We start from the raw sequence: 12,946 nt of genomic DNA, 5'->3' as shown, positions 1-12,946 counted from the left end.
ATCTCGGGATCGGTGCCGGGCTTGCCCTCGGCGTCGATGAACCAGCCGGGCGGCGCCTGCGGTTTGCGGTTCTTCTTCACGCGCATCTTGCCTTCGGCCACGACGCTGGTGGCGAAGTCGAGCACCATGGCGGGCGCGCCGTCGCCGGGCACGGCGATCGCGTGCGGGTTCGTGCCCAGGCGCCGCGCGGCGCCGCCCCACGGCGCGACGTTGAGCCCGAACACCGCGTTCACCCACAGCATGCCGACCAGCCCCTCCGCCGCCGCCATCTCGGCGTAGTCGGCGAGGCGGCCCACATGCGTGGTGTTGGCGAGCGTCACCGCGGAGAGACCCATCGCCTTGGCCTTGGCGATGGCCATTTCGATGCCGCGCTTGGCGACGACCTGGCCGAAGCCGCGCCCGCCGTCGAGCCGCGCGATCACCGGCGTGTCCGCGAGCACGGTGATCGGGCTCTTCGGATTCACGTGGCCGGTCTTGATGGATCCTGCGTACTGCGGGATGCGGATTGCCCCGTGGGAGTCGTGGCCGCGCAGGTTGGCGCGCACGAGCAGCGTGGCGACCAGGTGCGCGTCGGCGTCCGGGGTGCCGAGACCGGCGAAGATGCGGGTGGCGAGCGCTTCGAGCTTGGCGGGGGCGATGGTCGGCATGGCGTCAGGATACCGGAAGTCGGAGGAACTGCGCCGCCGTTTCGCCCTCGATGAGCCGCCGGGTGGCGGGATCGAGGGCGGCGGCGTCCAGCGAAGCGCGCGGGTCGTTGTCGCCCATGTCGAAGGGGTAGTCGCTGCCGATCATCACGCGGTCCGCGCCCAGCTCCTCGATGATGAAGCGGAGATTGCGCGGGGCGAGGGTGAGCGAGTCCACGAAGATGCGCTTGGCGTACTCGCGCGGCTCCTTGGGAATGGCCTTCGGCCCTTCCGGCCGCACGTGCCAGCCGTGATTGAGCCGCGCCAGCGTGAACGGAAATGCCCCGCCGCCGTGCGCGAAGCAGATGCGGAGGTCGGGCAGCCGCTCCAGCACGCCGCCGAAGATGAGCCGCGAGATGGCGAGCGCGGTCTCCAGCGGGTTCCCCACGATCAAGGGGAAGTAGTATTGGGTGAGCCGGTCGTGGCCGATCAATGGACTCGCCGGGTGGACGAAGATCGCCACGTCGAGGTCGCGGCAGGCCTGGAAGAACGGGAACAGCGCGGGGTCGTCGAAGTCGCGCCCGGCGGGGCAGGTGCCGATCTCGACCGCACGAAGACCCAACCGTTCGCGGCAGTACCGCAGCTCCTCGATGGCGAGCGGCACGTCCTGCAGCGGCACCGAGCCCATGCCGCTGAAGCGCGCGGGGTGCCGCGCGGCGACATCGGCGGCGAACTCGTTCTGCATGCGTGCGAAGGCCTGTGCCGCCTTGGGCTCCGCCCAGTAGGCCAGCATGATGGGCGGCGGCGACAGGGCCTGGCGGTCGATGCCGAGGCGGTCCATGTCCTCGATGCGCCGCTCGGGGCTCCACGATCGGTCGTCGATGGCGCGGAAGAACTGGCTGCCCGTCATGATCGTGGCGTGACAGGCGTCCTTCAACTCGAGCCGCGGCCATTTACCGCCTCCGTATCGAAGGGCGAAGTCGTCCCAGCGCGGTGGCACCACGTGGGTGTGGAGATCGATGCGCACTACTTCACCTCCGTCTTGCCGATGAACTGGATCACCGAGGCGATGCGCTGCGCGTCCTTGTCCCAGAACGCCTTGAACTCATCCATGTCCAGATAGGCGATGGGCGTCTTGGCCTTCTCCATCGCCGACTTGAACTCCTCGTCCTGCACCGCCTTCCGGGTCGCGTCGCGCAGGATCTGGATCACGTGGGGCGGCACCGCCTTCGGCGCGAAGAGTCCCGTCCAGATGTAGTACTCGACGTCGTACCCGAGCTCCTTGAGCGTGGGCACATCGGGGAAGGCGGCCAGCCGCGTGGCACCCCACGTGGCGAGCGCGCGCATCTTGCCCGCCTGGATGTGCGGCGCGGCCAGCGCGGGCGGCGAGGCCCAGAGCTGGGCGTGACCGCCCAGCACCGCGGTGGTGGCGGGGCCGCCTCCCGTGGTGGGCAGGTGGCGCATCTTGAGTCCCGCCGCCTGCAGGAACATCTCGAGCGGCAGGTGCGAGGCGCCATACGGCCCCGACGAAGCGAACGTGATCTCGCCCGGCCGCTTCTTCGCGTCGTCCACCAGCTCCTTGAGCGTCTTCCACGGCCCGTTCACCGCCAGCAGCGGGGGGTCGGCGTTGAGCCGCGCGATGCCGACGAACTGATCGCGCGTGTACGTGGCCGGCCGGCCGAACAGCTTGTCCACCTCGGGGGTGGAGGAGATGCTCACGAGGGCGATGAGGATCGTATAGCCGTCGGGCTTGGCCACCGAGGCGAACTGGGCGCCGACCGCTCCCGCCGCGCCCGCCTTGTTCACGACCACCACGGGCTGCTTCAGCAGCTTCTCGAGCGTGGACGCGAGGGGCCGGGCGGTCAGATCGGCGATGCCACCTGGCGGGAACGGATTCACGATCGAGATGGGCCGCGTGGGATAGGGCTCCTGCGCAGCGGCGCTCGCGGCGAGCGAGGTGAGCGGGGAAAGAGCCAGGGCAAGCACGATCAGAATGCGCACCATGTGAAGCCCTCCCGTGGGTGAGGTCCCGCAAAGGTACGCTAGAATGGCGGCGAAATGAAGCAGGAGCGCGAGTTCTTCGATCCGGCCGCCCTGCCCTGGCGCCCCGCGCCCGGCTACCCGAGCGGGGTGTGGGAGCAGATCATCGCCGGCGGCGAGGACGAGGGGGTGTCCACGCGCTTCCTCCGCTTCGAGCCCGGCGCAGGCAACGACGCCGTGGTCACCCACGACTTCTGGGAGGAGATCTACATCGTCTCTGGCTCGTGCGTGGTGGGCGGCACGACGTATCACGCCGGCATGGTGGCGGTGCGCCCGCCCGGGATGCCGCACGGCCCGTTTCGCTCGCCGAACGGCTGCGTGAACTTCGAGGTCCGCTACCGCGCGCGATGATCCGGATCGGCGTCTCCGCCTGTCTCCTCGGCGAGCCCGTGCGCTACGACGGCGGCCACAAGCGGAGCGCCGTGATCGTCGAGCTCCTCGGCCCGCGCTTCACCTGGGTGCCGATCTGTCCCGAGATGGAGATCGGCCTCGGCGCGCCGCGTGAGCCGCTGCGGCTTACCGGCGACCCCCACGCGCCGCGCATGCTGGGCGTGTCGAGCAAGCGCGACCTCACGCGTGAGATGACCGCCTACGCGCAGCGCCGCGCGCGAGAGCTGGCCGCGCTCGATATCGCGGGCTACGTGCTCAAGAGCGCCTCGCCCTCCTGCGGGCTGCGGGACGTGCCCGTGTGGCAGGAGGACGGCGGCTCGGTCGGCGCCCCGCACCGCGGCCACGGTCTCTTCGCGGCCGCCCTCTCGGCGGCCTGGTCGGGGCTGCCCATCGTGGAGGAGGGTGATCTCGCCGAGCCGGCAGGACGCGAGGATTTCGTCGCCCGCGTCCTCGGCTATGCGGAGCGGCCCCGAGTCGGATGACGGGCGCCTGAGCGCGCGCGGCTCCCTCGACACCGCCCCCCGCCTCGTCGCACAATGGGGCGCAATGCCCCCCACCGCGGCCCCCGACAAGCGCGCGACCGCGCCTCCGCGGGACCTCGCCCGCTGGCTCTATCCCCTCGCCTTCTTGGTGGGCACGGCCCTCGTCCTGGGCTTCATGTGGTACCACATCGCCAGCGAGCGCAGCGTGGTCATGGACCACTGGCACACACGCCTGACCACGTTCGCGGGCGACCGCGCGCGGCTCGTCTCGGACTGGCTCGGCTCGCGCAAGGCCGACGCCGAGGTGCTCGCCGGCACGCCCGCGGTGCACGCAGTGCTCGCCGGCCAGGGCGACCGGGGCGTCACCCCGCAGCTCGACCGCGTCGCCGCGGCCTACGGCTATCTCGGCGTCGCGGTGGTGGACCCCACGGGTCGCGTGGTCGCGCAGACGCGCGGCGCCGGCGCGCCCGAGCAGATCGCGGCGGCAGCGCAGGCCGCGCTGACTGCGAAGGCGTTCCGCGTCGACATGACCGGCGACCCGGGCGGCGCGCGGCACCTGATCTTCGCCGCGCCGGTGAGTCCCGAGGGCCCGGGTGCGCGGGAGCCGCTCGGCGCCGTGGTGCTCACCATGGCGCCGGAACGCGGCCTCTATCCACTGCTCACCGAAGAGACGGTGCCCACGCGCACCGGCGAGGCGCTGCTCTTCCGGATCGAGGGCAATCAGCCCGCCTACCTCTCGCCGTTCCGCTCACCCGGCGCGGGGTGGCAAGCGGCGAGCCGCTCGCTCGGCGAGCTCACCGCGCTGGTGCCCGGCGCAGTGGCGGGCAAGGATGCCTTCACCGAGACCACCGACTATCGCGGCGCGCCCGTGCTCGCCGCCGCCCGCTGGATTCACGGTCCCCGCTGGGGCCTCGTGCTCAAGATCGATCGCGACGAGGCGCTCGAGGACTTCCGTCAGGCGCGCGATCTGACCGGCGCGGCCGCCATCTTCCTCATCCTCGCCGTGGGGCTGCTGCTGATCGGCCTCTGGCGCCAGCGGCAGCGCGCCCAGCTGTTGCGCGAGCAGATCCGGCAGGAGCGCGCGATCTTCAACCTCAAGAGCTACGCCGAGAAGATCGTGGCGAGCGTGCCCTCCGGGCTGCTCGTGCTCTCCGGCGATCTCCGCATCCTCTCCGCCAACCGGTCCTTCCTCGAGTCGTTCTCGCTGAGCAACGCGGCGGTGGTGGGACGGCGCCTCGACGAGGTGGCCAAGGCCGAGGGGCTGCTCGTGCGCATCCGCGAGGTCCTGCAAACCGGCGTGGCGCAGCACGACGTGCTGTTCGACCTGCACTTCGCCAACCGGCGCGAGAGCCGCCCGGTACGTATCACCATCACCAGCATCCGCATCGCCGAGGAGGAGGAGGCGCGGCTGCTCCTCACCATCCAGGACCTCTCGGAAGAGGAGCGGCTGCATGCGGCGCGCCGCGCCTCCGAGCAGCGCTTCCGCGACCTCGTGCAGGGCCTGGATGCCATCGTGTGGGAGGCGGAGGCGGCGAGTCTCCGCTTCACGTTCGTGAGCCAGCGCGCGGAGGGCCTGCTCGGCTTCCCGTCCGACCACTGGCTGCGCGAGCCGGACTTCTTCGCCCTCCGCATCCACAAGGACGACCGCGAGCGCGCGGTCGTGCAATGCCGGGCCGCCATCGCCACCGCCACCGACCACGAGTTCGAGTACCGGGCCCTGGCGGCGGACGGCCGGATCCTCTGGCTGCGCGACATCATTCACGTGCTGCGCGACAGCGCGGGGCGGCCCCGCCAGCTCCGGGGCCTCACCGTGGACCTGACGGAGCGCAAGCGCTCCGAGGTGGCTCTGCGCGAGAGCGAGGAGCAGCTCCGTCAGGCGCAGAAGATGGAGGCGGTGGGCCAGCTCGCGGGCGGCATCGCCCACGACTTCAACAACCTCCTCATGGTGATCCAGGGCGACAGCGACCTGATCCGCCGCAAGGTCCCCGAGGATCACCCGCTCCGGCGCAACGTCGACGGCATTCGTGAGGCTTCGCAGCAGGCCGCCGCGCTCACGCGCCAGCTCCTCGCCTTCAGCCGCAAGCAGGTCCTCGCGCCGAAGGTGCTCGACCTCAACGGTATCGTCGGCGGCATGCAGGCCATGCTGCAGCGCCTGGTCGGCGAGACGATTCACCTCGTGTTCGTGCCCAAGCCCGACCTGGACTACGTGAAGGCCGACCCGAGCCAGCTCGAGCAGGTGATCATGAACCTCACGGTGAACGCGCGCGACGCCATGCCCGAAGGCGGGCGGCTCACCATGGAGACCGACCACCTCGAGCTCGACGCCGACAGCGCGATGTCGCACGGCGCGGCGGCGCCCGGCCGCTACGTCGTGCTCGCGGTGAGTGACACCGGCACCGGGATGGACGAGGCGACGAAAGCGCGGCTCTTCGAGCCTTTCTTCACGACCAAGGAGCCGGGGCGCGGGACCGGGCTCGGGCTCTCCACGGTGTACGGGATCGTGCGCCAGAGCGGCGGGCACGTCTGGGTCTACTCGGAGCTGGGGCAGGGCACGACGCTCAAGGTCTGCCTGCCCGCGGTGGTCGAGGAGCCCGACCGCATCGCGCCCGTCGAGGCCCCGGGCGGCAAGACACGGGGCGCCGAAACGGTGCTCCTCGTCGAGGACGCGCCCCGCGTGCGCGAGGTGGTGCGTGAGATCCTGGAAATGAGCGGCTACGCCGTGCTCGAAGCGCGGCACGGGCAGGAGGCGATCGATCTGAGCGAGCGACACCGCGGCCCCATCCAGTTGATGGTCACCGATGTGGTCATGCCTCAGATGAGCGGGCGCGAGCTCGCGCAGCATTTCGCGCGCACGCGGCCGGACATGCGTGTGCTGTTCATGTCGGGCTACACCGACACCGCCATCGTGCGCCACGGCGTGCTGGAGACCGGCACCGCCTTCATCTCCAAGCCGTTCACGCCCGACGCCCTCGCCGCCAAGGTGCGCGAGGTCCTCGACGGGCCGAAGCCCGCGCGGGTGCCCGCCCCATGAAGCCCATTCGCGTGCTCGTCGCCAAGGTGGGGCTCGACGGCCACGACCGCGGCGCCAAGGTGGTGGCGCGCGCCCTGCGCGACGCCGGGATGGACGTCATCTACACCGGCCTCCACCGCTCGCCCGAGGAAGTCGTGGCCGCCGCGGTGCAGGAGGACGTCGACGTGCTGGGCATCAGCATCCTCTCCGGCGCGCACATGACCCTGCTCCCGAAGGTGCGCGAGCTGATGGTGGCGGCGGGCGCGGAGGACATCATCCTGGTGGGCGGCGGGGTCATTCCCGACGAGGACGTGGACGCCCTCAGGGCTATCGGCGTCGCCGACGTGATCCTGCAGGACACCCCGCCGGATGCCATCGTCGCTCGCATGCGCGAGCTGGTGGCCGGGCGCACGCCCCGCTGACGGTGAGCGGGTTGCCCTCTTCCGCCTGGCCGCCGCGCTACGATCCGGGCTACCGCCCGGCGCGCGACTCCGAGTACTGGTCCCCCGATCTCGAGTGCGCGGAGCCGAAGGACCGCGATCGGATCATCCTCGCCAAGCTCCAGCATCAGGTGCGCTATGCGTGGGAGAAGAGCCCGTTCTACCGGCGGCGTTGGGAAGCGGCCGGCGTGTCGCCCGACAGCCTGAGGAGCCTGGCCGACCTCGCGCGATTCCCCGTCGTCCAGAAGACGGATCTCCGCGCCGCGCAGGCCGCTCATCCGCCCTTCGGCGACTATCTCTGCATCGACCCCGCGGAGGTCGCCCGCGTGCACGGCACCAGCGGGACCACCGGCCGGCCCACGGTGTTCGGCATCGGCGCGGAGGACTGGGCGCGCATCGGGGAGGCGCACGCGCGTGTGCTGTGGGCTTCCGGGCTGCGCCCTGGCGATCGCGTCATGATCTGCTCGTTCTTCAGCCTCTACCTCGGCTCGTGGGGCGCGCTGGTGGGCGGCGAGCGCCTCGGCGCGACGGTGTTCCCCTTTGGGGCGGGCGCGGCGGGGCAGACCCTTCTCGCCGTGCAGTGGGCGCGCGACCTGCGCCCCGCTGCGTTCTACGGCACGCCGTCCTACGCGCTTCACTTCGCGGAGACGGCGAGGCGGGAAGGCATCGACCCGCGCGCGCTCGGCCTCCGCATCCTGCTGTTCTCGGGCGAGCCCGGCGCGGGGATTCCCGCCACCAAGGCGCTCATCGAGTCCACCTTCGGCGGCATCTGCGTGGACATGGGCAGCATGGCCGAGATGACGCCGTGGATGACCAACGGAGAGTGCCGCCGGCGAACCGGCATGCATCTCTGGCAGGACCTGGTCTACACCGAGGTATGCGAGCCGGAGGGCTTCGAGCCCCTACCCTACGGCGCCGAGGGCACGCCGGTGTATACCCACCTCGAGCGAACCTCACAGCCCATGATCCGCCTCGTGTCGGGAGACCGCGCGCGCTGGACGGACGAGCCCTGCCCCTGCGGGCGCACCTATCCGCGGCTCCCCGCCGGGCTCTATGGGCGCTTCGACGACATGATCATCGTGCGCGGGGAGAACATCTACCCGAGTGCCATCGAGGACGTCCTCCGCGCGGTGGACGGCTTCGGCGGCGAGTTCCGCGTGATCGTGTCGCGGCGCGAGGCCATGGACGAGCTGCTCGTGCGCGCGGAGTACACGCCGAGCCACGCCGCGCCCGAGCGGCTCGAGGTGCTGCGCGGCGAGATGCGGACGCGTCTGCGCGCACGCATCGGCGTGCACCCCGTGCTCGAGCTGGTTCCCGAGGGGACGCTCCCCCGTACCGAGTTCAAGGCCCGCCGCGTGATCGACGACCGCGATCTCTATCGCCAAGCCCTGAGCGTCCAGACCGGACGCACGGCATGAACGACCTCGAGACGCTCGCCCGGGACCTCGCCGCCGGCTCCGTGCGCGCGCTCGCGCGCGGGCTCACCTGGGTGGAGGCGGGCGGCGAGCGCGCGGCGGAGCTGTCCGAGCGGCTCTATCCCCAGACCGGACGGGCCCACGTGATCGGTATCACGGGGTCCCCCGGCAGTGGCAAGAGCACACTGGTGCGCGCTCTCGCCCGCGTGGCCCGACAGCGTGGGCGGACCGTGGGCATTCTCGCCGTCGATCCGTCCTCGCCCTACTCGGGCGGCGCCATCCTCGGCGACCGCATCCGCATGAACGACCTCGCCCTGGATCCCGGCGTCTTCATCCGCAGCATGGCCACCCGCGGGGCGCTGGGCGGGCTCGCGGGCGCCGCCGCCGACGCCATCGACCTCATGGACGCGGCGGGGCGGGATCCCATCTTCGTGGAGACGGTGGGCGTGGGCCAGGACGAGGTGGAGATCGCCGGCGCCGCCGACACCGTCGTGGTGGTGAGCGTGCCCGGCCTCGGGGACGACGTGCAGGCGATCAAGGCCGGCGTCCTCGAAATCGCGGACATCCACGTGGTGAACAAGGCCGACCGCGAGGGCGCCGACCGCACCATCGCGGAGCTGCGCGCGATGCTGACGTTGCTGCCCGCGCGCGAGGGCGTGCGGGTGCCGCCGGTGATGTCGTGTGTCGCCGCGCGCGAGGAGGGCGTGGACGCGCTCCTCGACGCCATCGGCGCGCACATGGACGAGCTCAAGGCCGGCGGCGCGCTCGAGCCGCGGCGGGCCAAGCGCGCGCAGCAGCGCGTGCTCCGCATCGCCCACGAGGCGCTGGCCCGCGCGATCGGCGATCCCGCGCTGCACATGGCGCCGCTGGTGGCGCGGGTGGCGCGGCGCGAGCTGGGGCCCCATGCGGCGGCGCGGGCCCTGCTCGCCTCGCTCCACAACGCGAAGGCGTAGCCCGAAAGGCCAGGAGGACGACGATGTTCGACCGGAACGCGATCGAGCGGGCGCGGCAGCTGCAGGCGGCGTGGGAAGGCAACGAGCTGCGCGGCTTTCTCCAGCGCCAGCCGGAGACGGTGACGGAGGCGCGCACGCTCTCGGGCCTGCCTGTGCAGCGCGTGTACACGCCGGCCGACATCGCGGACACGCCCTTCGAGGAGATCGGCCTGCCCGGCCAGTATCCGTTCACGCGCGGGCCATACCCCACGATGTACCGCGGCCGGCTCTGGACCATGCGCCAGATCGCCGGCTTCGGCACCGGCGAGGACACCAACGGGCGCTTCCGCTACCTGATCGCGCAGGGGCAGACCGGCCTCAGCGTGGACTTCGACATGCCCACGCTCATGGGGTACGACTCGGACGATCCCAAGTCCATCGGCGAGGTGGGACGCGAGGGCGTGGCCATCGACACCCTCGACGACCTGGCGGCCCTCTTCGCGGACATCGACCTCGAGAAGATCTCCGTGTCCATGACCATTAACCCGTCGGCGTGGATCCTCCTGTCCATGTACGTGGCGCTGGCCCAGAGCCGCGGCTTCGATCTCAACCGCCTCTCCGGCACCGTGCAGGCCGACATCCTCAAGGAGTACATCGCCCAGAAGGAGTGGATCTTCCCCATCCGTCCGTCGATGCGGATCATGCGCGACATGATCGTGTACTCGGCGCGCAACCTCGCCCGCTACAACCCCATCAACATCAGCGGCTACCACATCAGCGAGGCGGGGGCGACATCCGTGCAGGAGGTCGCCTTCACCATGGCCAACGGCATCGCCTACGTGGAGGAAGTCACGCGCGCCGGCGTGCCCGTGGACGACTTCGCGCCGCGCCTGGCCTTCTACTTCGTGGCCCAGGCCGACTTCTTCGAGGAGGTCGCGAAGTACCGCGCGGCCCGGCGCATCTGGGCCAAGCTCATGAAGCAGCGGTTCGACGCCACCAAGGCGGAGTCGATGCGGCTCCGCTTCCACTGCCAGACCGCCGCGGCGACCCTCACCAAGGCGCAGCCGATGAACAACGTGGTGCGCACCGCCTACCAGGCGCTCTCCGCCGTGCTGGGTGGCGCCCAGTCGCTACACACCAACGGGCTCGACGAGGCGTACGCGATCCCCTCCGAGGAGGCGATGAAGCTCGCCCTGCGCACGCAACAGGTGATCGCGCTCGAGACGCGGGTGCCGCAGGTCGTGGACCCGCTGGGCGGCTCGTGGTACGTGGAGGCCCTCACCAACCAGATCGAGGCCAAGGTGTTCGAGATCCTCGACAAGGTGGACGCGATGGGCGGCACCATCAAGGCGATCGAGGCCGGCTGGTTCCAGCGCGAGATCGCGGACTCCGCCTACGAGACGGCGCGGCGCCGCGCTTCCGGCGAGCAGCCCCTCATCGGCGTGAACATGTTTGCGGAGCCGCCCGCGCCGGTGCCCGTGCCCATCCACAAGGTGGCCGCCGACGTGGAGACGCGCCAGGTGGCGCGCGTGAAGGCGGTGCGCGCGGGCCGCGACAACGCGCGGGTGAGCGAATTACTCGAGCGCCTCGCCGTCGAGGCGAAGAATCCTGACACCAACCTCATGCCCCTCACCATCGAGGCGGTGAAGGCGCGTGCCACCATGGGCGAGATCGTGGCGCGGCTCCGCCAGGTGTGGGGCCACTACGTCGAGAACCCGGTGTTCTGAGGGATCGCACCATGCCTGCTCCCCGCCCCTTCACGGTCGCGGTGCCCGACGCCGTCCTCACCGATCTCCGCGAGCGGCTGGCCCGCGCGCGTTTCCCCGACGAGCCGCCGGGCGCGGGCTGGCAGTTCGGCTCGGACCTCTCCTATGTGAAGGCGCTGACGACCTACTGGCGCGAGCGCTACGATTGGCGGCGCTGGGAGGCCGAGCTGAACCGCTTCCGGCAGTTCACCGCGCCGGTGGCCGGGATCGACGTCCACTTCATCCATGAAGAGGGGCGCGGACCGAAGCCGATGCCCCTGCTGCTTTCCCATGGCTGGCCGGGCTCGGTGTGGGAGTTCCACACGATCCTGCCGATGCTCACCGATCCCGCGCGCTTCGGCGCCGACCCCAGGGATTCCTTCACCGTGGTGGCGCCGTCGCTGCCCGGCTACGGCTTCTCGTTCGCGCCGGGCCAGCCGCGCTTCGGCATCCCCGAGATCGCGGACGTGTTCGGCAGCCTGATGACCGAGACCCTGGGCTACGCGCGCTACGGCGCCCAGGGCGGCGACTGGGGCGGCTTCATCACCGCGGTGCTGGGCTTCCGGCGGTCGAAGGAGCTGACCGGCATCCACATGAATCTTCTGCCGCTGCGCCGTGACGTGGCGCGGCCCGACGCGCCCACCGAGGAGGAGAAGAAGTACCTCGACGAGCTGGGGTATTTCCTCAAGGAGGAGACGGGCTACCAGATGATCCAGGGCACCAAGCCCCAGACGCTCGCCTACGGGCTCACGGACTCGCCGGTGGGTCTCGCCGCCTGGATCGTGGAGAAGTTCCGCACGTGGAGCGACTGCGGCGGCGACGTGGAGCGCCGCTTCACCAAGGACGAGCTCCTCACCAACATCACGATCTACTGGGTGACGGGCGCCATCGGCTCGTCGTTCTGGCCCTACTATGCCCGTCTGCACAGCAAATGGCCGCTCCCCGACGGCGCGCGGACCGAGGTGCCCTCGGGCTACGCGGCCTTCCCCAAGGAGATCGTGCGGCCCCCGCGGCCGTGGGCCGAGAAGGTCTTCAACATCCAGCGCTGGACGGTGATGCCGTCAGGCGGCCACTTCGCCGCGATGGAGGAGCCGGAGGCGCTCGCGCGCGAGATCCGGGAGTTCTTCAGGCCGCTGCGCTGACCGGCGGGCAGGGCTGCCTATGCTGTCACGTCGCGCCCGCCGTCGCCTGCTGGCCAATGGCCTCCTTGCCACCGTGGTGGCCGCGCTCTTCGGGGCGGCCACGCTGGCAGACGTGCTGGGTACCCTGCGCGCTCAGGCCACCGATCTGCTCTTCGCTGCGCGCCCCATGCGGCCGGCGGCGTCCACCGCCATCGTTGGCATCGATCAGCGGAGCTATCAGTCCCTCCTGGGCACCTACGGCCCGCTCTCGGCCTGGCCGCGCAGTCTCTACGCGCATGCGGTGGACGCGCTCGCCGCCGCAGGGGCGCGGGTGATTGCCTTCGCGGTGTTCTTCGACGCGCCCCGCGCCGGCGACGACGAGCTCGCGGCGGCGATGCGCCGCGCGGGGAACGTGGTGGTGCCCGTGCTCGCGCAGGGACCTCAAGCCTTCGACCCGCGTCCAGGCGTCGCGCAGCGGTTCGACACGCTCATCGGCGCCACGCCGACCATCCGGGGCGCCGCGGCCGCGGAGGGCGCCGCCAACATCACCACCGCGCGCGACAGCGTGGTGAGAAGCCTCCCGCTACTCCTCGAGGCCGGCGACACGGTGGTGCCCAGCCTTTCCTTGACCATCGTCGCGCGGTACGCGCGCCGGGCCGCCGTGCTGGACGCGCCGCCGGCGGCGGGCGTGGTGTTCGGGGCCGGCCGGGCCATCCCGCTCGCCGAGCACGACACCTTGCTCATCAAC

General features: G+C 71.2%; 12 protein-coding genes. 9 read left to right on the top strand and 3 right to left on the bottom strand.

Features of this window, described 5'->3' with window-relative positions; all coding sequences use genetic code 11:
- From VFX14_17775 to VFX14_17765, 3 genes are all read right to left on the bottom strand, one after another.
- Window positions 1-647: Ldh family oxidoreductase (locus VFX14_17775; protein HEU5191540.1), on the bottom strand; the 647-nt coding region annotated here is incomplete at its 3' end.
- A gap of 4 nt (window positions 648-651) precedes the next feature.
- Complete coding sequence (locus VFX14_17770) at window positions 652-1,650, bottom strand: amidohydrolase family protein (GenBank protein HEU5191539.1); 999 nt, start codon at window positions 1,648-1,650, stop codon at window positions 652-654.
- The gene (locus VFX14_17765) at window positions 1,650-2,627 is read right to left on the bottom strand and encodes a tripartite tricarboxylate transporter substrate binding protein (GenBank protein ID HEU5191538.1); all 978 of its coding nucleotides are present in this window, start codon (window positions 2,625-2,627) and stop codon (window positions 1,650-1,652) included. Before VFX14_17765 ends, VFX14_17770 begins: the two co-directional genes overlap by 1 nt.
- 54 nt (window positions 2,628-2,681) lie before the next feature.
- Here VFX14_17765 and VFX14_17760 point away from each other — a divergent pair, with 54 nt between their 5' ends.
- The 9 genes from VFX14_17760 to VFX14_17720 all read left to right on the top strand — a co-directional run.
- A complete protein-coding gene (locus VFX14_17760; protein HEU5191537.1) occupies window positions 2,682-3,014 on the top strand; it encodes a cupin in 333 nt (110 codons plus the stop codon).
- Window positions 3,011-3,535 carry a DUF523 domain-containing protein gene (locus tag VFX14_17755; protein HEU5191536.1) on the top strand — a complete coding sequence of 175 codons (525 nt, stop codon included), beginning with the start codon at window positions 3,011-3,013 and terminating at the stop codon, window positions 3,533-3,535. The genes VFX14_17760 and VFX14_17755 overlap by 4 nt, the downstream gene beginning before the upstream one ends.
- 64 nt (window positions 3,536-3,599) lie before the next feature.
- Window positions 3,600-6,566 (top strand): ATP-binding protein, encoded by a 2,967-nt coding sequence (locus VFX14_17750; protein ID HEU5191535.1) that lies wholly within the window; start codon window positions 3,600-3,602, stop codon window positions 6,564-6,566.
- A complete protein-coding gene (locus VFX14_17745; protein ID HEU5191534.1) occupies window positions 6,563-6,967 on the top strand; it encodes a cobalamin B12-binding domain-containing protein in 405 nt (134 codons plus the stop codon). Before VFX14_17750 ends, VFX14_17745 begins: the two co-directional genes overlap by 4 nt.
- Window positions 6,968-6,978: 11 nt before the next feature.
- Window positions 6,979-8,403: a phenylacetate--CoA ligase family protein gene (locus VFX14_17740; protein HEU5191533.1), complete on the top strand. Its 1,425-nt coding sequence runs from the start codon at window positions 6,979-6,981 to the stop codon at window positions 8,401-8,403.
- Window positions 8,400-9,353, top strand: coding sequence for a methylmalonyl Co-A mutase-associated GTPase MeaB (meaB, locus tag VFX14_17735; GenBank protein HEU5191532.1), 954 nt, complete (start codon window positions 8,400-8,402; stop codon window positions 9,351-9,353). The genes VFX14_17740 and meaB overlap by 4 nt, the downstream gene beginning before the upstream one ends.
- Before the next feature lie 23 nt (window positions 9,354-9,376).
- Window positions 9,377-11,059 (top strand): methylmalonyl-CoA mutase family protein, encoded by a 1,683-nt coding sequence (locus VFX14_17730; GenBank protein ID HEU5191531.1) that lies wholly within the window; start codon window positions 9,377-9,379, stop codon window positions 11,057-11,059.
- 11 nt (window positions 11,060-11,070) lie between these two features.
- A complete protein-coding gene (locus tag VFX14_17725; protein ID HEU5191530.1) occupies window positions 11,071-12,219 on the top strand; it encodes an alpha/beta fold hydrolase in 1,149 nt (382 codons plus the stop codon).
- A 19-nt stretch (window positions 12,220-12,238) separates the two neighbouring features.
- Window positions 12,239-12,946: CHASE2 domain-containing protein (locus tag VFX14_17720; GenBank protein HEU5191529.1), on the top strand; the 708-nt coding region annotated here is incomplete at its 3' end.

This window comes from Candidatus Methylomirabilota bacterium, from assembly GCA_035764725.1.
GTDB lineage: Bacteria > Methylomirabilota > Methylomirabilia > Rokubacteriales > CSP1-6 > DASRWT01.
This window is presented reverse-complemented; position numbering and strand designations above follow the sequence as displayed.